This window comes from Levilactobacillus suantsaiihabitans (assembly GCF_004745505.1).
In the GTDB taxonomy this organism is placed as follows: Bacteria; Bacillota; Bacilli; order Lactobacillales; family Lactobacillaceae; genus Levilactobacillus; species Levilactobacillus suantsaiihabitans.
Genome location: NZ_RKLX01000016.1, coordinates 1 through 24,757, shown reverse-complemented (window position 1 = coordinate 24,757; position 24,757 = coordinate 1). Strand labels below are relative to the sequence as shown.

The following is a 24,757-nucleotide window of genomic DNA, read 5'->3' as shown; positions in this document are numbered from 1 at the left end:
GTTCGTGGCTGCACAAAACCAGTGGATGGGAGGTGGCGCCTGTGAAGTTTCGCTTGAACCGCAATGAATTAAAACAACCGCAACATCCCTTGACCCCTTGGGAAGCCTACCAAAAACAGGCCGAGGAGAAGCGCAAGCAGGCTAAGACGCCGAAATGGATCCATCAGGCTCATCGAATCGGCGACAAGCTACCGCGGTTGAAACACCAACGGAACCGCAAGCTGATTCGCCGGTTGACCATCCTGCTGACGAGCTTTACCGTCGTGATCTTGGCGATGGTCTACCTGGTGTCACCGCTGAGTCACTTTCCCGCGGTCAAGGTCACGGGCACGTCGGCGTTGTCGGCCAAGCAGGTCCAACGAGCGGCCCACATCCACGCGGGCGATTCCGTGTTCAAGGTGCTGGGCCACGAGCAACACCTGGCCCAGCAGGCCCGTAAGCGCAACACGCGGCTCAAGACCGTTACTATCAGCCTGCGGCGGCCCAATCACGTGACGATTCACGTCAAGGAATTTGCGACGGCGGGTTACGTGATGAAACAAAACCGCTACTACGAGGTGTTGGAAAATGGGGTCGTGAGTCAGCAGTCCGTGACCCAACCCAAGAGTGGCACCCCGGTCTATGGTCATTTCAAACAGGCCAAGACCCTGCACCGCATGATTTTGCAGTATGCCCAGTTAAATGGCGACATCAAGCGCAGCATCAGTGAAATTCAGGACGCTCCGACCAAGGATAATCCGGAACGGGTGCACCTATTCATGAACGATGGCAACGAAGTCTACGCCAGCATTTCGAGTTTTGCCAAAAAAATGGCTTATTACCCGGGAATTGCGGCCAAGATGAAGCAAAAGGGTGTCGTTAATTTAGAAGTCGGTGCTTACTCGTATGCCTTTAAGAAATAATTTCATTTTGATTGCAGCGAAGAAAAGCGCCATAAAGGCTTTTTTAACCCCTATCAAATGTGGTAAACTGTAAAATAATTAGGGAAAAAGCGAATTCATGCAGTGTTATTAGATTGATTAACTTAGGAGGTTCCTTTTTCTATGGATAATTCAGGGATGTACGTTGGTCTCGATATAGGAACCACCTCAATAAAAGTCATTGTTGCTGAGAATGTTAAAGGGCAGATGAACGTTATTGGCGTGGGAAACGAACGTTCGAACGGTGTCAGCCGCGGGGTAATCGTGGATATTGACAAAGCCGCTGAAGCAATTCAACGGGCCGTCCGGCAAGCCGAAGAGAAGGCCAGCATTGAAATTCACGATGTGATTGTGGGAATTCCCGCAAATATGTTAAAAATTGAACCTTGCAGTGGCATGATCGCCATTGATGACCAGTCCCGCGAAATCACTGGCCGCGATGTCCGGAATGTGGCAACAGCAGCGTTGATTCAAAGCCTGCCACCGGAACGTGAGGTCGTCGATATTCTGTCCGATGAATTTGTTGTGGACGGCTTTGATGGCATCAAGGACCCCCGCGGCATGGTCGGCGTGCGTTTGGAATTACACGGGACGCTGTTTACCGGGCCCAAGACGATCATGCACAACACCCGCAAAGCCGTGGAACAAGCCGGCTTGAAGTTACGCGGCACGGTCATCAACCCGATGGCTCAAGGCATGATGGTGATGAATGATGGCGAACAAGACTTCGGGACGATCTTGATCGACCTGGGGGGTGGCCAATCCACCGCCGCCGTCATTCACGACCACCAGTTGAAATACATTGACGTTGACCAAGAGGGCGGTCAGTTTATTACCAAGGATATTTCCGTGGTCCTAAACACCTCGCTGGACAGTGCGGAGAAGTTAAAGCGCGACTACGGTTACGCCGATTCGACGCAGGCCAGTGATGAAGACGAGTTCCCCGTGGACGTGGTGGGTCAAAGCCAACCAACGCCCGTTTCAGAAAAATACTTAGCGGAGATCATTGAGGCCCGTTTGGACCAGATCTTCAAACACCTGCGGGGCAACCTGGATAAGGTGCAAGCCTTAGACCTCCCCGGGGGTATCGTCTTGACCGGTGGGGTGGCGGCCCTGCCAGGCATTACCGATCTGGCAACCGACGAATTTAACACTAATGTTCGGGTTTATGTGCCTGATCAAATGGGGTTACGCCATCCGTCCTTTACATTGGCGCTGGCCCTAGTGAAATACTTTGGGGGGCTGAGTGAGATTGACCTGCTCATCAAGAGTGCCTTGACGGGCTCCACCCAACTAGCCGATGAAACCGATGAGATTCGCCAACGGGAACAAGCCGCAGAAACGCAGCAAGCTGCCCCGGCGCAATCAAATCAGGGTAAGCAACCGAAACCAAAAAAGAAGAAAAATCGGACTGAAGGTATCAAGAAGTTCTTCAGCGACTTCTTCGACTAACGCGAGATGGAGGAATACACAAATGGAATACTCACTAGATTCTGCTCAAAATAACGGCGCGATCATTAAGGTGATCGGCGTCGGCGGCGGGGGTAACAACGCCGTTAACCGGATGATTGCTGAAGACGTCAAGGGTGTCGAATTTATCGTGGCCAACACGGATGTGCAAGCCCTCGAAGCCTCGAAAGCCGAAACCAAGATTCAACTTGGACCGAAACTGACCAAGGGACTCGGCGCTGGTGCCAATCCCGAAGTGGGGGCCAAGGCCGCTGAAGAAAGCGAAGAACAGATCACGGAAGCCTTACAAGGCGCTGACATGGTCTTCGTCACTGCCGGTATGGGCGGTGGTACTGGGAACGGGGCTGCCCCAATCGTTGCCAAGATCGCCAAAGAAGGCGGCGCATTGACGGTGGGAGTTGTCACCCGACCATTTAGTTTTGAAGGCCCACGGCGGGGTCGTTTCGCCGCTGAAGGGGTCGCGGCCATGAAGGAAAATGTCGATACGTTGATCGTCATTGCCAACAACCGCTTGTTAGAAATCGTCGACAAGAAGACGCCGATGATGGAAGCCTTCCAGGAAGCCGACAACGTGTTACGTCAAGGGGTCCAAGGGATTTCTGATTTGATCACGAGTCCTGGTTACGTCAACTTGGACTTTGCCGACGTGAAGACGGTCATGAAGGACCAAGGCGCGGCCTTAATGGGAATCGGTTCTGCCAACGGCGAAAACCGGACGGAAGACGCGACCAAGAAGGCTATCTCGTCACCACTGCTGGAAGTTTCTATCGATGGCGCCGAACAAGTGTTGTTGAACATTACCGGTGGTCCCGACCTGTCCTTGTTTGAAGCCCAAGCCGCTTCACAGATCGTCTCCGATGCCGCTACCAGCGATGTCAACATCATCTTCGGGACGTCCATTGACGAAGACTTAGGTGATGAAGTACGGGTCACAGTGATTGCCACTGGGATCGATAAGAAGAAGGAAGAACGGGAAGCAGCCCAACACAGTCGCGTTGCCCGTCGTGCCGAAAGCCAACAAAACCGGACGACTGACAGCCGTAACGACCAACCGACCCAAGAAAATGACAAGGATCCGTTTGGCAACTGGGATATTCGTGAACCCGCTCATCGGCCAGAACCGAAGAGCACCAACAATGCCAGCAATGAATTTGCCGGCGTTGACAAGCCTGATTTCAATATCTTCAACCCGAGTGAACACGACACCTCTAACGGGGACGATAACCAGGGTGAAGATACGCCACCATTTTTCAAACGGCGGCGCAAGTAAGAGCAGTTCAGATAGAATTCGTGTTGAGAGGAGTGGCGCACCATGGCGGAGAAGTTTAGTCTAAGCAAATTTTTCGGAATGAACGACGAGTATGACGAAGACTACGAGGAAGACAGTTCATCGACCCCCACAGCTAAGTCACAGCCAACGCCAACTACCCCGAATCGGCCAGTTGATAGTCGAAAGGTGGTTGCCATGCGATCTGCAAAGCCAAGTACCAGTCATATCGCGATCTGCGAACCGCGAATCTATTCGGATGCCAAGTCGATTGCAAAACAAATTACGGGCGGGGATGCCGTCATCGTTAATTTCGCCCGGGTAGATGAAGCCCAGGCCCAACGCATCGTGGATTTCTTAAACGGGACCGCGTTTGCCGTGGGGGGCGAAATCAAACGCATCGGTGAGCAGATTTTTCTCTGCACGCCCCACAACTTTGAGGTCAGTGGCGACGTTGCCGCTAATCTCGGGACTCAAGTCACACAATAAAGGAGCATCACAGTGATACAATTCATACTTTTGCTATTTAAAGTCCTGAACTGGGCCGTGAGTGCTTACATCCTGTTAATTGTGGTGTATGCCTTGCTCAGTTGGCTCCCTGGTGGCTATCAGTCTAAATTTGGTCAAATCATCGGCCGGTTGGTCGAGCCGTTTCTCCGGTACTTTGAATTCGTGTCGGTGGGACCGCTAGGCTTTGGGCCGGTGGTGGCCATTATCGTGTTGACGCTGGTCCAATACGGACTATCGGCGTTAGAGCAAATGATTTTTGGATTAATTCTTTAATTTAACCAAGAGGAGGGGAAGGAATTGGATGAGAATGTCTTACAGCATTTTCGACCGGACGAAGCGCCCCTGATCGACGCTATCGGCGGTTGGATCCAACAAGTTCAAGACGAATATCGTCCCGTTCTCACGCATTTCTTGAACCCCCGGCAAGTGTACATTGCGACAACGCTGGCGCGGCGAGCTGATCAGCACGTGCGCTTCAGTGGTGGTCACGAGCACGCGGAAATGCAGCGGGCGCTCTTTTATCCGGATTACTATGAACCGACCGCCAAAGACTTTGAATTAACGGTCTTGAAGGTTGATTATCCGGTAAAGTTTGCCACGTTGCATCACAGTCAGATTCTGGGAACCTTGCTGGGTTCGGGGATCGAGCGCGAGATCTTGGGCGACATCCTCACTGACGGCCTGAATTGGCAGGTCATCACGGAAACCAGTATGGCCGATTACTTAGTGGGACAAGTGGACCACATCGGCCGGGTCAAGGCACGCTTGCAGCTTGACACGTGGGATGATTTACTCGTGCCGATGAATGAGTGGGAGACTGAAGGGGCGACCTTGTCGTCACTGCGGTTGGACAACATCGTTGGGACCGGGTTTCATTTGTCCCGACACCGTGCCAAGGAACTGATTGAAGGCGGCAAGGTTCGCCTGAACTGGGCGGAAACCCTGAAACCAGATTTTGAATTAGACGTCGCGGACATCGTTTCGGTCCGTGGCTTCGGTCGGATTCGGCTGGATGAAGTGGGCGGCCGCACCAAAAAAGAAAAAATTCGGGTCACCCTAGCGGTACTGCAGAAATAGATGTGGAGGGAACAGTGTAATGGTTTTAAGTCCATTAGATATTCACAATAAAGAGTTCGGCACCAAGATGCGCGGTTACAACGTTGACGAGGTCAATGATTTCTTGGATCAAGTCATCAAAGATTACCAAATCACGTTGAACCACAACAAAGAATTAGAGGAACAACTGGATGCGGCCAACGAAAAGCTCAAGTACTTCAACGACTTGAAGGATTCCTTGAACCAATCCATCTTAGTTGCGCAAGAGGCCGCCGATAAGGTCAAGGCCAACTCCCAAAAGGAATCGGAAATTATCATTCGCGAAGCCCAGAAGCAAAGTTCTGACATCGTTTCTGAAGCCACGAACAAGGGTAACCAGATCATGAATGAGGCGTCCAAGCGTGCCAAGAAATTGGCCGTGGAGACCGACGACTTGAAGAAGAGCACGCGGGTCTTCCGCCAGCGCTTACAAGTCATGTTGGAAAGCCAATTGGAAGTGGTCAAGTCCAACGATTGGGACAGCTTGCTGAAGGAAGGCTCCATGTCCAGCTATGAAGAAATCAAGAAGGTCGTCGGCGACCGGCTTGACAACGAAGGGGCACAGGGCGTAAACTCAGAAGCATCCCAACCGGCGCAGGATCAAGCACCGGTCACGGAAGCCCCCGTTACCGATAGTGGGGATGACAATGGGGAAACCGTTGTGATTTTCCCGGACAATGATCAACCACAATTTGATAAAGACAAACAATAGGCACTGAAAAAGGCGTCTCCTGAAAAGCAGGTACTAGCGAGTTAGCGACGGTGGAAGGCTAACACCCACGCTTTTTGGGAAGGTATCACTTTTGCAAGCCCTGCGGCTGAACCAACAGTAAGCCCCAGCGTGAACGGCACGTTACGTCGTTTGAGGGTGAGTCCCGGACACTTCCGGGGCGCACTAAATTTGGGTGGTACCACGAAAACGACTTCGTCCCTTGCGACGAGGCCGTTTTTTCTTTTGGCATCAGAAGTTGCCGCACGCTTTTCGGTGGCTGAACCCGGATCTGACACCACGCCCAGTTGCGGTGGTGGTGACCAATAACGGGGCGCCTGGGGCGTTGTCGTGTTTGTTGTCGCTAGCGTCGAGCCGCCTGAATCCACTAGTGTGCCGGAGGAGGCCAGGGGTGGAGCCAGCTGTGTCGACGGTGTTGGCTGAGGTTTTGTCTCAGCCTACAGCGTGGGACGACTTGGGAGACTGGCGATTCGTGCCAGGCTTTCAAGCGAGCCGGAAGACCGTCCCTCAGGCTGGAGGCGTTCCCCAGAGCAGGCGGAACCCCTGGCAGCCGCAGGCAATGGTTTGGCCAATGGTGCCAGGCGGCAGAAAGCACTACGAACAAAGACGGTCGGTTGACCGGTGAGCTGAGGCCGGATGGCTTGAGCTCACCGGTTCACCAACCGAGGAACAAAAATTTAAGGAGGAAACACGGTATGCGAGTGAAAGACACGCTTAACCTGGGTAAGACCAAGTTTAAAATGCGCGGAAATTTACCTGTCAAAGAAGTTGACCGGCAAAAGATCTGGGCTGAAAACAAGATCTACGAAGCCCGGCAAAAATTAAATGAAGGGAAACCGACCTTTATTCTGCACGATGGGCCGCCATACGCCAACGGTCCGATCCATATGGGCCACGCGATGAACAAGATCTCAAAGGATATCATCGTGCGTTTCAAATCCATGAGCGGCTACCGGGCACCTTACGTTCCTGGTTGGGATACCCATGGGTTGCCAATCGAACAACAATTGACCAAGGCCGGCTACGACCGCAAGAAGATGTCTACGGCCGAATTCCGTGACCTGTGCCGTGACTATGCGTTGAAGCAAGTAAACTTACAACGTGACGGGTTCAAACGCTTGGGCGTTGCTGCCGACTGGGATCGGCCTTACTTGACCCTGAAGCCAGAATTTGAAGCCGCTGAAGTGCGGGTCTTTGGTGAATTTGCCAAGCGAGGGCTGATCTACAAGGGCAAGCGGCCCGTTTACTGGTCATGGTCTTCCGAATCCGCCATGGCGGAAGCCGAAGTTGAATACCACGACGTGACCTCACCATCCGCGTTTTACGGGGAAAAGGTCATTGATGGCAAGGGCGTCTTGGATGACAAGACGTACCTGGTCGTCTGGACCACGACGCCTTGGACAATTCCGGGGTCTGAAGGGATCACCATCGACGCCGGGATCGAATACGCCGTCGTCCAACCCGCTGGCGAAGACCGGAGATTCGTCTTGGCCAGTGACCTGGTTGCCGAAAATGCCGAACGCTTTGGCTGGCAAGACGTGAAGGTCTTGAAGACCGTGATGGGCCAAGAGATGGAAAACATCATTGCCCAACACCCATTCATTGCCGACCGTAAGTTGGTCGTCATGTTAGGTGATTTCGTGACCACCGATTCCGGGACCGGGCTGGTGCACACCGCCCCAGGATTAGGGGAAGATGACTTCAACGTCGGTAAGCTCTACAACCTGCCCGTCTTAGTCCCCGTTAACGATCAAGGGTACATGACCGCCGAAGCCGGCGAAGATTTTGATGGTGTGTTCTACGAAGATGCCAACCAAATTGCTTTGGACAAGTTAAAGGCTGCTAACGCCTTACTGAAGTACATGCCATACGAGCACAGTTACCCATTCGACTGGCGGACCAAGAAGCCGGTTATTTTCCGGGCAACGCCACAGTGGTTCGCATCCGTCGACAAGATTCGTGATGAAATCTTGGCCAGCTTAAAAGACGTGAAGTTCCAACCAGATTGGGGCAAACGGCGGTTGGCCAACATGATCAAGGACCGGGGCGACTGGGTCATTTCCCGGCAACGGGTCTGGGGTGTGCCGCTCCCAATCTTCTACGGTGAAGACGGCGAGGCCATTATCACGCCAGAAACGGTCAACCACGTGGCTGACTTGTTTGGCAAGTACGGGTCCAACATTTGGTTCAAACGTGACGCCAAGGACCTCTTACCAGAAGGCTTTACCAGCGAACACTCACCAAATGGCGAATTCACTAAGGAAACTGACATCATGGATGTTTGGTTTGACTCCGGTTCGTCTCACCAGGGTGTCCTGGCTGAACGCGACTACCTAGACTTCCCGGCTGACCTTTACCTGGAAGGTTCCGACCAATACCGGGGCTGGTTCAACTCGAGTCTGATCACGAGTGTGGCCGCGACCGGCAAGGCGCCTTACAAGCAGGTCGTTTCGCAAGGGTTTACGTTGGACAAGGACGGTCACAAGATGTCCAAGTCTATCGGAAACACGATTGCGCCGGATGAAATCATCAAGAAGATGGGGGCCGACATCGTGCGCCTCTGGGTCACTTCCGTGGATACTTCCGCCGATGTGCGGGTCTCAACGGAATCCTTCGTGAAGATCTCCGACAGCTACAAGAAGTTGCGGAACACGATGCGTTACCTGTTGGCCAACACCAGCGATTTTGATCCAGAACACGATGCAGTGGCCTTTGACCAATTGGCCGCAGTGGACCGCCACATGCTGTACAAGTTGAACGCCTTTACCAAGAGCGTGGAAGACCACTACAACAACTTTGACTTCCTGAACATCTACAAGGAATTGATCAATTTTGTCGTCAGCGACTTGTCTGCCTTTTACCTGGACTTTGCCAAGGATGTCTTGTACATCGAGGCCGAGAACAGTCCAGCCCGGCGCTCAATGCAAACGGTCTTCTACCAAATCGCGGTTAGCTTAACCAAGCTGATCACGCCAATCCTGCCGCATACGGCCGAAGAAATCTGGGGCTTCTTGAAAGAACCCGAAGACTTCGTCCAATTGGCTGAAATGCCAGCCGTACTGGACATGGACGACGCTAATGAAATCGAAGATGACGAACACAAGTCCGCCTGGGATCATTTCATGAACCTGCGGAGCCACGTCTTGAAGGCGTTGGAAGAAGCTCGGGATGCGAAATTGATTGGGAAGGCCGCCGAAGCCCATCTTGATCTGTACGTCGATGATGAGACCCAAGCCTTGTTGGACAAGTTAGACATCAACGTCCAACAAATTCTCCTGGTTTCTGGCTTAGACATCGCCAAGTTGGCGGATGCCCCAGCCGACGCGTTGACTTTCGACCACGTGGCTGTGAAGGTAACGCCAGCGGCTGGTGAGGTCTGCGAACGCTGCCGGTTGGTCAAGGAAGACGTTGGTAGTGATTCGGACTACCCACACTTCTGTGCCCGCTGCGCCGCTATCGTTCGGGCCAACTACCCAGAAACGGCAACTGAAGGTTTCGAAGAAAAATAAACACTAGCGAAATGCCGACTACCAGTCCTTGGTGGCCGGCATTTTTTGGCACCATTGCGGGGTCTGTCTGCCTTGCCAATGGTGTAAACCCGTTGCCTGCGGCTGCCAGGGGTTCTGCCTGCTATGGGGGACGCCTCCAGCCTGAGAGGCGGTCTTCCGGCTCGCTTGCAAGCCTCGCAAGACCCACGAGTCTTTCAAGTCGCCCCACGGTGTAGGCTGAGAAAAACCCTCAGCCAACACCGTCGCCACAGCTGGCGCCACCCCTGGCGACCTCCGGCATGGTTGTGCGTTGCCCAATTGACACGGTTGCGGACTTGTCAGCGGTATCAGCGTTGTTGACCACCACTACAGTAGCCGATAGTTCGCTAGAGATGAGTTCAGCTGTGGGAGTTCCCTTAGCGGCGCGGTTTACGGCGCTTAGGGTACTGGCGTCTTTGAGACGGGCTTTTCGGCTCAAAGCGAGGCGGCGAGACCGTCCTTTGGCTCGCCCCGTCCGCCCTCAGCGTTCCAACTCATCTCTAGCGAACGGCAAGGCGGCCAGCTAAACCAGTGTGGCAACCGTAGGCGTCTAGCGAGATGAGTGCAGCATTTTCGCGCAACGTCAGGCAGGATGAGGATAACTATTTTAAAAGGAAATGCGAAGTGGAGGACCATTGTTTGCGGTCGACTGGTCAAGCGAGTATAATTTGGACTATGTATGGGAGGAATCAAGCATGTTAACCGGAAAAGTAAAGAGTTACAGTGAACAACGCGGTTTTGGGTTCATCACCACGCCCGCAGACGGCGACGTGTTCGTGTACTACACGGCCATTGTCGGTGAAGGGTTCAAGAAGCTTGAAGCGGGCCAAACCGTGCAATTTGTGATTGTTCAAGGCATGCGTGGTCTCCAAGCGGCAAAAGTTACCCCCGTTGTGACGGGAAGTAGCGAGGAGGCGGAATGATGGATTTGGAAGAACACGTTGAGTCAACGGAAGAATTGTATGATGGTGTCATCGTAAAGCTGGAACGCCAACAGGTGCGGCTGCCCAACGGTGACACCGCGACGCGAGAAATCGTGCGGCATGCCGGGGCCGTGGGCATTTTAGCCCTGACCGCTGACAATAAAATGATTTTGGAACGGCAATGGCGGGCGCCTATCGCGGCCACCACGCTGGAGATTCCCGCTGGTAAATTGGACAGTCGGGATGCGGACAACGTGGAACACGCCGTGATGCGTGAGCTCAATGAAGAGATTCGGTATCAACCGGGCAATTTAAAACGAATTACCGGTTTTTATTCCAGCGTTGGGTTTTCTGATGAATACATGACGCTCTTTTTGGCAACCGATTTAAAGCCGGTCACGACGGAATTACCACGCGACCAAGGTGAAAACCTGGAGCTTTTAACGGTCACCAAAGACCAGGCCAAGGCTATGATCGACAGCGGCGAAATCAACGACGCCAAGACGATTACGGCCATCTATTACTGGCTATTACAGAAGTAGGTGACAGCAATGCGTCCAGATGACGAGCAAGACAGTCAACAACCCAAGACCCGCGCGGATTACCGCCGAGAACAGGAACGCGCCGAAAGGGAGTTCCAAGAACGCGACCGCAAGCGGGTCCAGGTCGAAAAGGAATACGCCCGCAACCACGGTGGGGACCAACCAGACGAAGAGGACAACGGCAGCGAACAGCGCATCAGTCCGGCCGACAGTAAACAAAATCGGCTCAAGCGGCGCCTCAACTGGGCCATCTTCTGGCTGGTTCTCCTGATCGTGGCTGTGTATTTGATCCTGTTCTTTTTAGACTAAAGATTAGGATGATATTAGCTGCCGCCTACCGTTGCGCGAAAATGGGCTGGAACGCGGTGGGCGGACCGGTCGAGCCAAAGAGCGGTCTCGCCCTCGCTTTGAGCCGGGAACCACGTCTCAAAGACGCCAGTTTGCTAAGCGGCATGAATCGTGCCACTAAGCAAACTCCCACGGCTGAGCCCATTTTCGCTCCACTCTCGGCTACAGTAGTACTCACCGATAATGTTAGACCAACAATCGGTGAGCCACGCCGGCAGCCATGACTGTCCCGATTTGACTGTCAGCATCCCATCGTGCCGGAGGAGGTCAGGGGTGGAGCCAGCTGTGTCGACGGTGTTAGCTGGCGTCTTTTGCCGGCTTACAGCGTGGGACGACTTTGGAGACTGACGGGTTTTGCCAGCCTTCAAAGCGAGCCGGAAGACCGCTCCCTCAGGCTGGAGGCGTTCCCCATAGCAGGCGGAATCCCTGGCAGCCGCAGGTAACTGGCGAGGCCTGCGCTATCGGTTCGCGCAACGGCAGGCGGAATACTAGAACAGTATAAAAGATGAAAAGACAAAATGAATAGGAGTGGACACAAGACATGACATTTGGCATTCTCTGCGCCATGGAAGAAGAAATCAAGGAACTGCACGAAGCACTCGATAACGCCCAAACGACCAGCATTCACGGGTTGGAATTTTATCAAGGGACCATTCACAATCAAGACGTGGTCTTAGTCCGGTCCGGTATTGGTAAAGTCGAAGCCGGTTTGACCACGGCCTTACTGATTACCCAATTTGACGTGGACCTCGTCATCAACTCTGGTTCCGCTGGGGCCTTGGCACCAGACTTGAACATTGGCGACGTGGTGGTTTCCACCGAAACGGCCTACCATGATGCCGATGCGCGGGCCTTTGGCTACGAATACGGCCAATTGCCGCAACAACCGGCGCGGTTTGAAGCGTCCAAAGAATGGGGCGAAAAAATCGTGGCGGCTGCGGCCAACACGGGCTTGAAGACCAAGTTGGGCCTGATCGTGTCTGGGGACCAATTCTTAAACAGTCCCGAGACCATCAAGGACATCATGGGGCATTTCCCAGACGCCTTGTCCGGTGAAATGGAAGGGGCCGCCGTGGGCCAAGTGGCGCACCAATTTGACGTGCCGTACGTTGTGGTCCGGGCCATGTCCGATAACGCCGACAACGATTCCGGCGTAAACTTTGATGATTTTATTATTGACGCGGGGCACCGCTCTGCACAAATGTTACTGGCCTTGCTAGCAGCACAGAACTAGCACAGGTCCATTCAGGAGGTTTTTAGGGTGCAAGAGATTCACATTGATAATAGTAATGCCGTCCGGGAAATCTACCTGGACAACGCGGCCACCACACCGATGGCCCCGGAGGTTTTAAATGAGATGGTCGATAAGATGGCTAACGTCTACGGCAACGCCTCAACGCTGTACGGCTTAGGTCGTCAGGCGCACACGGTCATGGAAAACAGCCGCCAGGTGATTGCTAAGAGCATCAACGCGGCGCACGATGAGGAGATCATCTTCACCAGTGGTGGGAGCGAAAGTGACAATACGGCGATCACCCAAACGGCGATGGCTCGCCAAAATTTGGGTAAGCACATCATCACCACGGCCATCGAGCATGAGGCGGTCTTACGGCCACTCCATGCCTTAGAGGAACAAGGCTTTGACGTGACCTACCTGCCCGTTGACGAGCACGGGCGCATCAGCCTGGATGATTTCAAGGCCGCCTTGCGTGACGACACGATTCTCGTGACCATCATGATGGGCAACAACGAGGTCGGCAGTCGGATGCCGATTCATGAAATTGGTGAGATTTTAAAGGACCACCAGGCTTGGTTCCACACCGATGCCGTGCAGGCCTACGGGTCCCTGGACATCGACGTGCAACGCGACCACATCGACATGTTGTCGACGTCCGCACACAAGATCAACGGTCCCAAGATGATCGGCTTCTTGTACAAGCGCGAAGGGGTCAACTTCCCTAGCTTGATCAAGGGGGGCGATCAAGAAGAAAAGCGGCGGGCCGGGACTGAAAACGTACCAGCCATTGCCGGTATGGCGGTCGCCGCTAAGCTGTTGACACCGGAAGTCAAGGCCGAAAAACGGGCGCGCTTCCACGGCTTTAAGGAACAAGTCGTTCAAGGCCTCAAGGATAATGGCGTTGATTTTGAAATCAATGGCTCATTGACCGGTGACAACTTGGAACACGTCTTGAACATTTGGATCAAGGGCATTTCAACCTATGTGATGCAAACGAACCTGGATCTGGCGGGCATTGCCGTGTCCGGCGGGTCGGCCTGCACGGCGGGTTCCATCGAACCGTCACACGTGTTGACCGCCATGTTTGGCGAAGACAGTCCCCGGATTGCCGAGTCGATTCGGTTATCCTTTGGGAGCCAAACGACTAGCGCTGACATCGACGCTTTCGTGAAGAACGTGAGTGCCATCGTTCAGCGACTTTCAAAGACAGAGGTGAAGTAACATGTTGTTTGAAAAAGAAATGAAGGTTACGGGGGATACGGATACCTACGTGTTACACCCCAACATCAAGCCGTACGCGTTGAAGGATGTCGGCTTCCAAGTCTCAAATGCCGGCAACTACACGCTGGAACGCTCGGTCGACCCGACGTCACCGTACAACAAGAATCAAATGCTCAAGGTGGTCGTGGCTAAGGACCTCAGCGGCTTCAAGATGTCCACTACTAACGCCTCAGGCAACGCCCGCGTCAACATCTTCAAGGGTTCTCATGCTGAGGGTAACGTGGAACAATACCACTTTATCTTACAAAACTTGATTGACCGCGAAATTTTAAAGAAAAAAGATTAGCGCCAATTAAAAAAATTGCTTGTCAGGGATTAACCACTGACAGGCAATTTTTTGGTTTCTGATAATATGGGCTGATGACAACTTCCCCCGGCTTGAAGATTGTAGAGACCAGTGCTGACTGATGCCAGGCATTCCACAAATCGGGCTGCCTGCTCAGATACGTCGTCGCCATTCTTCGTCTGTAAGAGTGGCCGATGATTAGATTTGGGCAAGCATGGCGACGGCTGCCAACCAGTAACAACTGATCCGGCTAATAGCTGTCGGCGTTGGTGAGATGCGCTCACTTAGCCGAGAGTGGAGCGAAAATGGGCTCAGCCGTGGGAGTTCCCTTAGCGGCGGGTTGTGCCACTTAGGGAACTGGCGTCTTTGAGACGTGGTTTCCGGCTCAAAGCGAGGGCGAGACCGTTCTTTGGCTCGACCGGTCCGCCCACTGTGTTCCAGCCCATTTTCGCGCAACGGTAGGCGGCCATATAGCCCCGGGTATCGCCAGAAGGCTCAGTTAGCGGAGACGTAGCGCAGTAGGCCCCGGCGCCATTCCCAATAGGAAAGCCCCAGTAAGACACCGGTCACCAGCGCCGACCATGCGAGCAGCCAGCTCGGCCGGTTGTGACCGAACTGTGCCGGCACGTTGGTGATGGCCAGTGAGGGGATGACCCACAAGAAGAGTTGTTGTAACAGCCGCGGGTAGATTTTCGCCGGTCGGGCCGACGCGGACATGAGGTATTCGGGCAACCCGTCTAGCGCCGTCATGCCGTCGATCCAAAAGGCAGCGGTCACGACGATTTGATTGAGGGCAAAGACAAAGGCCACGCCCACGATGACGGCTGCCAGATACCCCAGTAGGTTCAATGGGGTCGGCTGGAGTTTCAGGAGGATCCCCGTTTCGATGCCCGCCGTAAGGACCAGGGTCACCAGTGAGGGGAAGTCAACCCGGTAGCTGGCGTGGAACCAATAGGCGTTTACGGGCCGCAATAGCGAATAGTCCAGGTTGCCGTCTAGGATTTGGTCGACCAGGTCTTCGTGCCCGGCGACGAAGAGAAATTGGTACAGGTAGCTGATCAGGTTGGCGGTCGTAATCAGATTCAGGTAATCCAGAAAATTCCAGCCGTAAATGGTGGGGGTAAACGAGAAGTACACGCCCCCGGTGACGAGTTCGATGACGTAAAATAAGATGCCAAAGATGGCGGTCAACACGGCCGTGAACCGATAGGACAGGGTTTCCGCCAGGCTTTGGCTGACTAGGATACGATAGATTTTAACCATTAACTGCCGACCCCCTCATAGGTACGAATGCCGCGGCCACTTTAACGACGACTATCGCCAGGACTAACCACCCCGCGGCCATCGCCAAATCGATGGTCAGCTGGTGAACTGAAAGTTTGCCCAACAAGAGTAAGGTCAGCTGGTTACCCGCTAAGGCAAAGGGGTTGAGCGCCACCCACCGCCACGCGCTCGGCAAGATCTGTAGCGGAAAGGCTTGGCCGCCGAGCAGTAAGAACAGGGCGTTGAGGACCGGTCGCAAAGGCCAGACCTGGACCAGCCAGAAGCTGATCAGACTGACGCCGGAGATCAAAGAAAAAAACATGACGTAGGTGAGGATGATCAGGCCCAGACTGGCAAGCCCGTAGCCCCAGCCGCGGCGAAAGACGGGACTAATGAAAGCGATGGCCAGGCCGTAGATGATTAGGTACGGGGTGGCTTGGCCGACGTAGGTCCAGAAGCTTTGTCGAAAGTAGTTGATTGGCCGCAGTAACATGACGGACAGGTTACCGTTACGAATCAAGGCGCTCAGGGTGAAAATGGGACTGGCCGAGAAGATCAGGGCCAAGACGTTGACCACCGCCAGGTAGACGACCATTTGGGAGGACCCGATGCCGGCGACGTTGTCCTGGCCACTGAAGCGGTAGACGGCCAACCACATGAAGCTGGCCACGGCGATTTCCACGCTCACGGTGAGCAGCCGTAACACCAGGTTGCCGCGGTAGGTTAACGTGGTGGTCAAGGCATTTTGAAACGTTTGCCAATAACTCATGGCGCCACCTCCTGAGAAAAGAGTCGGGTCAAAATGTCGTCCAGGTTACCGTTACGCCGGTGGACGCTGAGGATGTGCTGCGGGTCGATGGGCAGCGTCGTAAGGGCAGCCGCATCGACCAGGTATTGACTGTCAGCCACTTGCGTTACGTGCGCGGGGAGCGTGGTCAGCGGCGCGTCGGTCACGACTTCCAGGGTGGCGGCCGATGCGTATTGGGCGATCAACCCATTGGGCGTGCCCTCGAAGATCTTGCGGCCGTGGTTGATGACGGCGACCCGTTGTGCCAGCGCCTCAATGTCCTTGGTATTGTGGCTGGTCAAGATGATGGTCATCTGGGTGTCTCGGTTGAGCTGTTGCAAGAAGCGGTAGATGTTGGCCTGGCTACTGACGTCGATGCCAATGGTCGGCTCGTCGAGAAATAAGATCTCAGGGGTGTGGATCAGCGCACAGATCAGTTCAAATTTGATGCGCTGCCCCAAGGACAACTTGCGCACGGGGACCTTCAGCTGAGCGGTCACGGCCAGTTGGTCGGTGAGAAAGGCCAGCCAGTCGGTGAACCGGTCATGGGGTACCTGGTAGATCTCACGCAAGAGCACCAGTGTGTCCAACGGCGGCAGGTCCCACGCCAGCTGACTCTTTTGGCTGAGCATCACGCCGATGCGACGCAAAAAGGCCGGGCGTTTTTGAAAGGGGTGCTGGTCGTCTAACAACTGTAGCGACCCGGCACGGACGGGCAAGATGCCGGTCATCAATTTGATCAGCGTCGTCTTACCCGCTCCGTTGGCGCCCAGGAGGCCGAGAATTTCGCCCGGCGCTACCTGTAAGGATACGTTTTGAACGGCGGGCACGCGCTGTTTTTGCCGGTGAAATAAATCGTGCCAGCTGCCACTAAGGCCGCTTTGTTTGGTATAGGTCACGTAATCAAAACTGACGTGATCGATGGTAATGATGGGTTCTGTCACGGGAATCACCTCTAATTAATTACTAATTGAATTTTAATATATTTTTAACTATACACCTTTGTCCTGGGGGTGGTCAATTTGCCCCGGAAAATGTCGCGCTAAGGGACCAATTGGTGATAAGAAACGCCAGGCTTGCAAAAGCAGGGCAAAATGGGTAAACTAGGCCATACTGGATTTATGCGACCTTCAAATCGTAGATTCTCCAGAATCTGAGAGAAATGATGGTGATATCATGCAGGACAACAGCCAAACACGGGTTGTCGTTGGTATGAGTGGCGGGGTCGATTCCTCCGTTGTCGCTTTGCGCTTGAAGCAGCAGGGCTACGACGTGATCGGCGTCTTCATGAAGAATTGGGACGATACGGACGAAAATGGTGTTTGTACCGCCACGGAAGACTACAAGGACGTAGCCAAGGTTGCCTCACAAATCGGCATTCCTTACTACTCCGTCAACTTTGAAAAGGAGTACTGGGACCGTGTGTTCACGTACTTCTTGGATGAGTACAAAAAGGGTCGGACGCCGAACCCAGACGTTATCTGCAACAAAGAGATCAAGTTCAAGGCCTTCTTGGACTACGCCTTGGAGTTGGGTGCCGACTACATCGCAACCGGGCACTACGCTCAGTTGACGCGTGATGAGAACGGGGATGCGCACTTGATGCGCGCCGTTGACCAGAACAAGGATCAGACTTACTTCTTGAGCCAGCTCTCCACGGAGCAGTTGGATCGGGTCATGTTCCCGATCGGTGACTTGGTCAAGCCCCAGGTCCGTGAGATTGCTAAGGAAGCCGGTTTGGCCACCGCTGATAAGAAGGATTCCATGGGAATCTGCTTTATCGGTGAAAAGGGTCACTTCAAGGACTTCTTGAACACCTACTTGCCAGCCAAGCCCGGCAAGATGATGACCGTCGACGGTGAGGTCAAGGGTGACCACGCCGGATTGATGTACTACACGATCGGTCAGCGTCGCGGCTTAGGTATTGGTGGCGACGGTGAAGATAACGAGCCTTGGTTCGTGATTGGGAAAGACTTGACCAAGAACATTTTGTACGTGGGTAAGGGTTACCACAATCCACATCTGTACGCGACGCATCTGTCGGCCTCAGACATTCACTGGGTCAATACGATCGACCGCGGCAGTGACTTCCACTGCACGGCCAAGTTCCGTTACCGGCAAAAGGATACCGGCGTGACCGTTCACCTGAGCGAGGACGGCCAGCAGGTCACCGTTGAATTCGACGATCCCGCCCGGGCCATCACGCCTGGTCAGGCCGTTGTCTTCTACAATGGCGACGAGTGCTTGGGGAGCGCCATCATTGACGCTGCTTACAACAAGGACCGTGAGTTACAGTTAATCTAAATCGTTAAAATGAGAGCCTGATCAGCTGGCAGTGTGCCGGTTGGTCAGGCTCTTTTGGCGTGGGCAACGATATGCGCCGTACGGGCCGCCTTACTTGGAAAAATAGGTGTGACCAGTTGCCTGCGGCTGCCAAGGGTTCCGCCTGCTATGGGGGACGCCTCCAGCCTGAGAAGCGGTCTTCCGGCTCGCTTGAAAGCCTCGCCAAAATCGCGAGTCTTCCAAGTCGCCCCACGGTGTAACCTGGCAAACGACGCCAGGTAACACCGTCGACACAGCTGGCTCCACCCCTGGCGACCTCCGGCAGATTGCGGCGTGTTGGCAACAAGGCTATCGTTTCGAGTTACGTGACAACGATGATGTCTAAAGGAATGGTTAAGAACTAGACGATGGGGGTTACCAAAGGCAGTTTGATTTCGTTAGTAAACCTGTGGGCACAAACTGGACGGTGACCAGAATCTCCTGGCGCAATACCGCTAACAGTGTGACGTTAGGTGGATTGTTGCCGTTAACCACTACCGTAGCCGAGAGCCTGCTGGATATGAGTTCAGCTGTGGGAGTTCCCTTAGCGGCGTGGTCCATGGCGCTTAGGGAACTGGCAAGTTGGAGACGTGCTCTATCGGCTCCAACTTGAGGGCCAAGACCGCACTTTGGCTTGGGCCGGCGCCCTCAGCGTTCCAACTCATATCCAGCAGGCGGTAGGCGGCTCGTATCCTCCGTGTGACCATTACCAACGCCATGTCGTAGCCAAGGGCAAAATTTTTCGCCGAAATTTGCCGTTTTCCGGCCAGTTCCTTTGAAAACCCAGCGAAAACTGGCATAATATAGACTATGTGACTTCACGGAAAGGACGGCAACAATTTTGAAACTATACTTTATTCGTCATGGCAAGACGCAGTGGAATCTGGAAGGCCGCTTTCAGGGCGCCGGCGGGGATTCACCGCTGTTGCCGGAAAGCTACCAGCAGATGGTGCAAGTCGGCCAGTTCTTAAAGGACACGCCATTCACACACGCCTACGCCAGTCCCATCAAGCGCGCACGGGTCACGGCCCAACACGTCATCAAGGAGCTGGGCCAACAGGTGCCGTTAACGCTGGTTAGCCGCCTGGAAGAGTTCCACCTGGGACAGATGGAGGGGATGGCCTTTGACGACGTCAGCAAGCAATTTCCGGCCGAACTAGACGCCTTTCGCAACCATCCGGACCAATACGACGCCGCCAAAATCGGTGGCGAAACGTTTACCCAGGTCATTGACCGCATGACGCCCGCCATCCAAAAGATCGTGGCCGCCAACGCCGCCCCGCAAGATAACATCTTGATTTTTAGCCACGGGGCCGCCCTCAACGCCGAGATCAATGGCTTATTGGGCACGCCACTGGCTGATTTGCGGAAACGCGGTGGTCTGCGCAATACCAGCGTGACCATTTTAGAAACGCAAGACGGGCAGCATTACGATTTGATCGACTGGAACGACACCAGCTTTTTGACGGCGAAACCCACGGCAACGGATACGATTTAGGTGATAAAATGACAGAGAAGAAAATTGACCGCCAAGCAGAAAAGGCGAAATCAGAACAGTTGGTCCACCAATTGGTTCAGCGCATCGACACCCATCCTGGTGATGCGGATGCTTATTACGAACTGGCAACGGTGTTGGTGGACTTGAAGTCCTACGCCCAAGCCGAGGAACTCTTAATGAAGGCGCTGGGCCTGTTCGACGCCCAACCCGCCACGGTGGCGAAGTTGCGCTACGGCCTGGGTAACGTGTACTACGCTGCGCAAGACTATCCCAAGGCCATTCAACAGTTTGACCAGTTGGACGACCAGTGGAAGGGCGCCGGTTACTTGATGCTGGCCCAAAGTTACATGGCCAACGGCGACCACAAACGGGCGCTGGCCTTTGCGTTGACCGCATTGGGAAGCCAGCCCAAAGACGAGGCGACCCTTCAGGTTATGGCCGAAAACCTGTTGGCCCTGGGCAACATGGCCCAAGCCGCACAATACTACGACCAAGTCTTGGCCTTAGACCCGCAGAACGGCCACGCGCAATTTGACCGCGGGCTGGTCGCCATGGTTCAGGGCGAAGCCTACCAGGACTACTTCGCACGCGCCAAGCAATTGGATCCCACTTATTTTGAAAAAGGCCAAAAGCGCTTGGCCGACATCGAACGCTTCGTGCAAGCACAGCGGCAACCTAAAGACCCGTCGTAAAGGAGAGACTAGCAGATGGCAACCGAATCACTCAATTTATTTGCGGATGAGACGAAGCAGGCCGATTACGTGGTCGGCACCGTCAGTGCGGTCTTTTTTGCCAGCAACGACAGCTTTTACAAGGTGATGCTGGTCAAGGTGTCCGAGACCAGCTTAGACTGGCACGAAGACGAAATCGTGGTGACCGGGAACTTCGCCGACATCAAGGACGACGTGACGTACCGGTTCACCGGCAAACGCGTGGAGCACCCCAAGTACGGTGTGCAATTTCAGGCGGATAATTACCAAAACGAGACGCCAACTACCCGTAGCGGCGTTGTGGCCTACCTCAGTGGCGAAGACTTTCCTGGCTTGGGCAAGAAGACGGCCGAAAAGATCGTGGACGCTTTAGGGACCAACGCGATTGAAAAAATCTTGAACGATTCGGCCGTGCTCCAACCGCTGGGCTTGTCGGCCAAGGTCTCCGCCACGCTGGTCAGTCAGCTTCAGACCAACAACGGCATGGAGCAGATCATCATCGGCCTTAACGGTTACGGCTTCGGCAGTACTCTGGCGGCGGCCATTTACAACCGGTATCAGGAAAAAACGCTCGACGTCATTCACGAAAATCCCTACCAATTGGCCGAGGACATCAACGGGGTCAGCTTTCGGCGGGCTGACCAGATTGCCACGCAACTGGGATATGCGGCCGATAAGCCGGAACGCTTGCAGGCGGGGCTGTTACAAACACTCAACGACCTATCGGTGGCTAATGGGGACACCTATACCACGGCCAAACCGTTGCTGGCCAACGCCTTGAGCCTACTGGAAAATGCCCGCAACGTGCGGCTCGACCCCAGCAAGTTGGCCGACCAACTGCTCGAATTAGCCAAGCAACAAAAGGTGGTCGGCGATGACCAGCGCATTTATTTGAAATCCCTCTATGACGCGGAATGGCAGGTCGCCGAACACCTCCAACGGCTCTTGAAGGGCGATGACACGCCGGCTGAGTTTACTGAAGACGCGATTCATAAGCAATTACGCATCGTTGAAAAACAAAACGACATCGTGTACGACGAGTCGCAAACCGCCGCGCTGACCGCCGCCATCCAGGCTAAGGTCATGTTACTGACGGGGGGGCCCGGGACCGGGAAGACCACCATCATTCGCGGCCTGGTCAACCTGTATGCGCGGCTGCACGAGGTCTCGTTAGACATCAACGAATACAAGGACAAACCATTCCCGATTCTGTTGGCAGCGCCGACGGGTCGGGCCGCCAAGCGTATGAGTGAGTCGACCGGCTTACCAGCCAGCACGATTCACCGGCTCTTGGGATTGACGGGACGCGAAGCTGAACCCGATGAGGCGGCAACCAACGACTTAGAAGGTGGTCTGTTGATCATCGACGAGGTCTCCATGGTCGACGTGTATCTGATGAAGACGCTGTTGAAGGCCGTGCCGATTGGTATGCAGGTCATTTTAGTGGGTGATAAGGATCAGCTACCTTCCGTGGGGCCGGGCCAGGTCTTTCACGACCTGTTGGCCAGCGACCAACTGCAGAAGATTCAGCTGGATACGATCTACCGGCAGGGGGATGGCTCGTCCATCATCCCACTGGCCCACGCCATCAAGGCGGGCCGGCTACCGGCGGACTTCACGCAAAACCAAAAGGACCGCTCGTTCATTGCCTGTCACGCCAATCAGGTGGAAAATGTCATCGACCAAATCGTGGGTAAGGCCCACGCCAAGGGCTTCAGCGCCAGTGATATTCAGGTGCTGGCGCCCATGTATCGTGGCTCGGCCGGCATTGACCGGTTGAACGTGGTGCTCCAAGACATTTTGAATCCGAAAAAATCCGAGCGCCAAAAGGAAGTTACCTTCCGCAATCAAAAATTTCGCATTGGCGACAAGGTCTTGCACCTGGTCAACAGTCCGGAAAATAACGTGTTCAACGGCGATATCGGTGTCATCACCGGAATCGATTTGGCCAATGACAAGCACAGTAAGGCCAAGAGTGACCAATTGACGATTGCCTTTGAACAGACCGAGGTCACCTACGCCAAGAACGACTGGAACCGGCTGACACTGGCCTACTGCATGTCGATTCACAAGTCGCAGGGGTCCGAGTTCAAGATGGTCATCCTGCCGATGGTCGGCCAATACAACCGCATGCTCCAGCGAAACTTGCTGTACACGGCGGTGACCCGGGCGGCCGACATGTTGATTCTGATCGGTGAACCGCAAGCCTTTGAGGCCTGTGTCACCAATCTGTCCGTCAACCGGCACACCACGCTGACGACGCGCATCCAAACGGTCCTGGACCCGGATGGCGCGGCTGCGGCCCAAGAAAAGGTGAAGGCAACGCCAGAGGCTGATGATGGCGTAACAACTGACGCATCGCCTGATGCAGCAGCGGCGACGACCCCCACGGCTACCGAAACACCAGCATCGAACACGCCTAAGGATTACCGCTTGACGCCAGAACTGGTGTTGAGCCGCCAAATCGACCCCATGATCGGCATGCAAGGCGTGTCGCCGCAACAATTTATGCCAACGGCGTCGCAAGGTTAGTGTTGGTTGCCGTAACGATGGGATGCCAATACCTAAAATTGGTGAAACTAGGCGTCTGCGTCAGCCAGCGTGCCAACCCATATTTGGCGAATGGTAGGCGACCAGGTCGAGTTGTGAGGCTGTAAACGACTATTTTTGATACCGTGAGTTGCATGATCACAATGGTTCCAGCTGATTTTCGTCTTTCAACTTTTAGCGCTTAACCTAAAGACAATCAGAAAATCGCGGTGCCAACCGTTGCGTTTCCAAGAAAAGATTGCGATAATAAGAACAGAAAATAGATGAATTTTGTGGTGATCCCACAGGGAGGCTGTTATGGCAGAACACGTCGAAGCTGGTAGAATGAAAGTCTTTGCGTTGAATTCCAACCGTCCACTCGCAGAAAAGATTGCGAAGGCGGCCGGGGTGGAACTGGGCAAGGCGACAATCAAGCATTTTAGTGACGGTGAGATTCAGATCAGTATTGACGAAAGTATCCGGGGGGATGAATTGTTCCTGATTCAATCCGTTTCCGATCCCGTGAACACGAACCTGATGGAACTGTTGATCATGGTGGATGCTGCACGGCGGGCAAGCGCAGAAAAGATCAACGTGGTCGTCCCGTACTACGGTTACTCACGGGCCGACCGCAAAGCGCGGTCCCGCGAACCCATCACGGCCAAGTTGATTGCGTCGTTGATGCAAATGGACGGTGTCAACCGGGTCATTGCGTTGGACCTGCACGCGGCTCAGCTGCAAGGCTTCTTCGATATTCCGGTTGACCACCTGCAAAGTGACCGGTTATTGACTAGCTACTTTGAAGAAAACACCGGTCTGGCGGACGAAGACATCGTCGTGGTGGCACCTGACCATGCCGGTGTGAGTCGGGCCCGGCGGCTGGCTGAATTGTTGGGCGCACCGATTGCGATTATCGACAACCGTTCCGATACGGAAAATGCCGCTCATCCAGAAGCGGTGATCGGGGATGTGCAGGGCAAACACGCCATTTTGGTCGATGACATCATTGACACGGCCATCCGGATCACGGTGTCTGCCGATGCCTTGAAGAAGGCTGGTGCCGCCGACGTTTACGCGGCCGCCACACACGCCGTCTTGTCCGGTGACGCGACCCAACGCATCAACGAATCCGTGTTGAAGAAGGTCGTCATTACCGACTCGATTCAATTACCAGAGGACAAACAAAGCGATAAATTTGCCATCATGTCTGTCGGTGAGATGTTCGGTAAGGCCATCGACCTGATTTACCATGAAGAACCCGTCGACTCCTTGTTTACCAAGGTGCCCGGTCGGCAAAAACAATAAATTAAAGTGATAGCGGCATCAGCGCCTCCCAAGGGATAGCGGTGATGCCGTTATTTTTGTGGGCTCAGATTGTAGCGGGTGCCAAAGAAATGGCTCTTTGTCAACCGGTGTTGATGGGGAGAATTTGAGAGGTTCAATTCACTTACGAATTGGGCCTCTTTTTTGGACCCGAATATTGAATTCAATCTGTATTCTGTAGTGGAAGTT

Annotated in this window: 22 protein-coding genes; 19 read left to right on the top strand and 3 right to left on the bottom strand. The window is 54.2% G+C overall.

All coding sequences use genetic code 11. The features are described 5' to 3' along the window. Positions 1–41: 41 nt before the first annotated feature. The 14 genes from EGT51_RS09435 to EGT51_RS09370 all read left to right on the top strand — a co-directional run bounded on the left by EGT51_RS09435 (position 42) and on the right by EGT51_RS09370 (position 14,136). Entirely contained in the window at positions 42–902 is an 861-nt protein-coding gene (locus EGT51_RS09435) for a cell division protein FtsQ/DivIB (protein ID WP_135368466.1), read from the top strand. 141 nt (positions 903–1,043) lie between these two features. Further along, positions 1,044–2,372, top strand: coding sequence for a cell division protein FtsA (gene ftsA, locus EGT51_RS09430; RefSeq protein WP_135368465.1), 1,329 nt, complete (start codon positions 1,044–1,046; stop codon positions 2,370–2,372). Positions 2,373–2,394: 22 nt separating this feature from the next. Further along, the gene (gene ftsZ, locus EGT51_RS09425) at positions 2,395–3,660 is read left to right on the top strand and encodes a cell division protein FtsZ (protein WP_135368464.1); all 1,266 of its coding nucleotides are present in this window, start codon (positions 2,395–2,397) and stop codon (positions 3,658–3,660) included. A 42-nt stretch (positions 3,661–3,702) separates the two neighbouring features. Beyond that, positions 3,703–4,146 carry a cell division protein SepF gene (locus EGT51_RS09420; protein WP_135368463.1) on the top strand — a complete coding sequence of 148 codons (444 nt, stop codon included), beginning with the start codon at positions 3,703–3,705 and terminating at the stop codon, positions 4,144–4,146. 12 nt (positions 4,147–4,158) lie between these two features. Continuing rightward, complete coding sequence (locus EGT51_RS09415) at positions 4,159–4,440, top strand: YggT family protein (RefSeq protein WP_135368462.1); 282 nt, start codon at positions 4,159–4,161, stop codon at positions 4,438–4,440. 24 nt (positions 4,441–4,464) lie between these two features. Then, positions 4,465–5,244 carry a YlmH family RNA-binding protein gene (locus EGT51_RS09410; RefSeq protein ID WP_135368461.1) on the top strand — a complete coding sequence of 260 codons (780 nt, stop codon included), beginning with the start codon at positions 4,465–4,467 and terminating at the stop codon, positions 5,242–5,244. A gap of 19 nt (positions 5,245–5,263) precedes the next feature. Further along, a complete protein-coding gene (locus EGT51_RS09405; protein WP_135368460.1) occupies positions 5,264–5,974 on the top strand; it encodes a DivIVA domain-containing protein in 711 nt (236 codons plus the stop codon). A 713-nt stretch (positions 5,975–6,687) separates the two neighbouring features. Continuing rightward, positions 6,688–9,501 carry an isoleucine--tRNA ligase gene (gene ileS, locus EGT51_RS09400; RefSeq protein WP_135368459.1) on the top strand — a complete coding sequence of 938 codons (2,814 nt, stop codon included), beginning with the start codon at positions 6,688–6,690 and terminating at the stop codon, positions 9,499–9,501. 713 nt (positions 9,502–10,214) lie between these two features. Further along, positions 10,215–10,442 (top strand): cold-shock protein, encoded by a 228-nt coding sequence (locus EGT51_RS09395; protein ID WP_135368458.1) that lies wholly within the window; start codon positions 10,215–10,217, stop codon positions 10,440–10,442. Further along, positions 10,442–10,984 carry an NUDIX hydrolase gene (locus EGT51_RS09390; protein ID WP_135368457.1) on the top strand — a complete coding sequence of 181 codons (543 nt, stop codon included), beginning with the start codon at positions 10,442–10,444 and terminating at the stop codon, positions 10,982–10,984. The genes EGT51_RS09395 and EGT51_RS09390 overlap by 1 nt, the downstream gene beginning before the upstream one ends. A gap of 9 nt (positions 10,985–10,993) precedes the next feature. Further along, positions 10,994–11,293 carry a hypothetical protein gene (locus EGT51_RS09385; RefSeq protein ID WP_135368456.1) on the top strand — a complete coding sequence of 100 codons (300 nt, stop codon included), beginning with the start codon at positions 10,994–10,996 and terminating at the stop codon, positions 11,291–11,293. A 580-nt stretch (positions 11,294–11,873) separates the two neighbouring features. Continuing rightward, positions 11,874–12,566 (top strand): 5'-methylthioadenosine/adenosylhomocysteine nucleosidase, encoded by a 693-nt coding sequence (locus EGT51_RS09380; RefSeq protein WP_135368455.1) that lies wholly within the window; start codon positions 11,874–11,876, stop codon positions 12,564–12,566. 99 nt (positions 12,567–12,665) lie between these two features. Next, on the top strand, positions 12,666–13,790 hold the full coding sequence (locus EGT51_RS09375; RefSeq protein WP_404819926.1) for a cysteine desulfurase family protein: 1,125 nt from the start codon (positions 12,666–12,668) through the stop codon (positions 13,788–13,790). A gap of 1 nt (position 13,791) precedes the next feature. Then, complete coding sequence (locus tag EGT51_RS09370; RefSeq protein WP_125577038.1) at positions 13,792–14,136, top strand: DUF1831 domain-containing protein; 345 nt, start codon at positions 13,792–13,794, stop codon at positions 14,134–14,136. Between the two features lie 495 nt (positions 14,137–14,631). On the opposite strand, the gene EGT51_RS09365 is transcribed toward EGT51_RS09370, so the two are convergent. The 3 genes from EGT51_RS09365 to EGT51_RS09355 are packed head-to-tail and all read right to left on the bottom strand — an operon-like array spanning position 14,632 to position 17,130. Then, the gene (locus EGT51_RS09365) at positions 14,632–15,399 is read right to left on the bottom strand and encodes an ABC transporter permease (RefSeq protein WP_135368453.1); all 768 of its coding nucleotides are present in this window, start codon (positions 15,397–15,399) and stop codon (positions 14,632–14,634) included. Next, positions 15,392–16,168 (bottom strand): ABC-2 family transporter protein, encoded by a 777-nt coding sequence (locus EGT51_RS09360; protein ID WP_135368452.1) that lies wholly within the window; start codon positions 16,166–16,168, stop codon positions 15,392–15,394. Before EGT51_RS09360 ends, EGT51_RS09365 begins: the two co-directional genes overlap by 8 nt. Continuing rightward, positions 16,165–17,130, bottom strand: coding sequence for an ABC transporter ATP-binding protein (locus tag EGT51_RS09355; protein ID WP_167850182.1), 966 nt, complete (start codon positions 17,128–17,130; stop codon positions 16,165–16,167). The genes EGT51_RS09360 and EGT51_RS09355 overlap by 4 nt, the downstream gene beginning before the upstream one ends. Positions 17,131–17,362: 232 nt before the next feature. Between EGT51_RS09355 and mnmA the strand changes: the two genes are divergently transcribed. From mnmA to EGT51_RS09330, 5 genes are all read left to right on the top strand, one after another. Continuing rightward, positions 17,363–18,490, top strand: a complete 1,128-nt coding sequence (gene mnmA, locus EGT51_RS09350) for a tRNA 2-thiouridine(34) synthase MnmA (protein ID WP_125577036.1) — start codon at positions 17,363–17,365, stop codon at positions 18,488–18,490. A gap of 856 nt (positions 18,491–19,346) precedes the next feature. Beyond that, complete coding sequence (locus EGT51_RS09345) at positions 19,347–20,006, top strand: histidine phosphatase family protein (protein WP_167850185.1); 660 nt, start codon at positions 19,347–19,349, stop codon at positions 20,004–20,006. Positions 20,007–20,014: 8 nt separating this feature from the next. Then, positions 20,015–20,698, top strand: coding sequence for a tetratricopeptide repeat protein (locus EGT51_RS09340; RefSeq protein ID WP_135368449.1), 684 nt, complete (start codon positions 20,015–20,017; stop codon positions 20,696–20,698). 15 nt (positions 20,699–20,713) lie between these two features. Further along, on the top strand, positions 20,714–23,248 hold the full coding sequence (gene recD2, locus EGT51_RS09335) for an SF1B family DNA helicase RecD2 (RefSeq protein WP_135368448.1): 2,535 nt from the start codon (positions 20,714–20,716) through the stop codon (positions 23,246–23,248). 315 nt (positions 23,249–23,563) lie between these two features. Then, positions 23,564–24,550: a ribose-phosphate diphosphokinase gene (locus EGT51_RS09330; protein ID WP_135368447.1), complete on the top strand. Its 987-nt coding sequence runs from the start codon at positions 23,564–23,566 to the stop codon at positions 24,548–24,550. The last annotated feature ends 207 nt before the right edge of the window (positions 24,551–24,757 follow it).

What these genes read in the sequence shown, in the direction of transcription:
- EGT51_RS09405 (WP_135368460.1), top strand. Translation starts at nt 5,264, where the DNA reads ATGGTTTTAAGTCCATTAGATATTCACAATAAAGAGTTCGGCACCAAG.
- recD2 (WP_135368448.1), top strand. Translation starts at nt 20,714, where the DNA reads ATGGCAACCGAATCACTCAATTTATTTGCGGATGAGACGAAGCAGGCC.
- ftsZ (WP_135368464.1), top strand. Translation starts at nt 2,395, where the DNA reads ATGGAATACTCACTAGATTCTGCTCAAAATAACGGCGCGATCATTAAG.
- EGT51_RS09330 (WP_135368447.1), top strand. Translation starts at nt 23,564, where the DNA reads ATGGCAGAACACGTCGAAGCTGGTAGAATGAAAGTCTTTGCGTTGAAT.
- EGT51_RS09390 (WP_135368457.1), top strand. Translation starts at nt 10,442, where the DNA reads ATGGATTTGGAAGAACACGTTGAGTCAACGGAAGAATTGTATGATGGT.
- EGT51_RS09395 (WP_135368458.1), top strand. Translation starts at nt 10,215, where the DNA reads ATGTTAACCGGAAAAGTAAAGAGTTACAGTGAACAACGCGGTTTTGGG.
- EGT51_RS09375 (WP_404819926.1), top strand. Translation starts at nt 12,666, where the DNA reads ATGGCCCCGGAGGTTTTAAATGAGATGGTCGATAAGATGGCTAACGTC.
- EGT51_RS09420 (WP_135368463.1), top strand. Translation starts at nt 3,703, where the DNA reads ATGGCGGAGAAGTTTAGTCTAAGCAAATTTTTCGGAATGAACGACGAG.
- EGT51_RS09370 (WP_125577038.1), top strand. Translation starts at nt 13,792, where the DNA reads ATGTTGTTTGAAAAAGAAATGAAGGTTACGGGGGATACGGATACCTAC.
- EGT51_RS09385 (WP_135368456.1), top strand. Translation starts at nt 10,994, where the DNA reads ATGCGTCCAGATGACGAGCAAGACAGTCAACAACCCAAGACCCGCGCG.
- EGT51_RS09360 (WP_135368452.1), bottom strand. Translation starts at nt 16,168, where the DNA reads ATGAGTTATTGGCAAACGTTTCAAAATGCCTTGACCACCACGTTAACC.
- EGT51_RS09380 (WP_135368455.1), top strand. Translation starts at nt 11,874, where the DNA reads ATGACATTTGGCATTCTCTGCGCCATGGAAGAAGAAATCAAGGAACTG.
- EGT51_RS09340 (WP_135368449.1), top strand. Translation starts at nt 20,015, where the DNA reads ATGACAGAGAAGAAAATTGACCGCCAAGCAGAAAAGGCGAAATCAGAA.
- ileS (WP_135368459.1), top strand. Translation starts at nt 6,688, where the DNA reads ATGCGAGTGAAAGACACGCTTAACCTGGGTAAGACCAAGTTTAAAATG.
- EGT51_RS09365 (WP_135368453.1), bottom strand. Translation starts at nt 15,399, where the DNA reads ATGGTTAAAATCTATCGTATCCTAGTCAGCCAAAGCCTGGCGGAAACC.
- mnmA (WP_125577036.1), top strand. Translation starts at nt 17,363, where the DNA reads ATGCAGGACAACAGCCAAACACGGGTTGTCGTTGGTATGAGTGGCGGG.
- ftsA (WP_135368465.1), top strand. Translation starts at nt 1,044, where the DNA reads ATGGATAATTCAGGGATGTACGTTGGTCTCGATATAGGAACCACCTCA.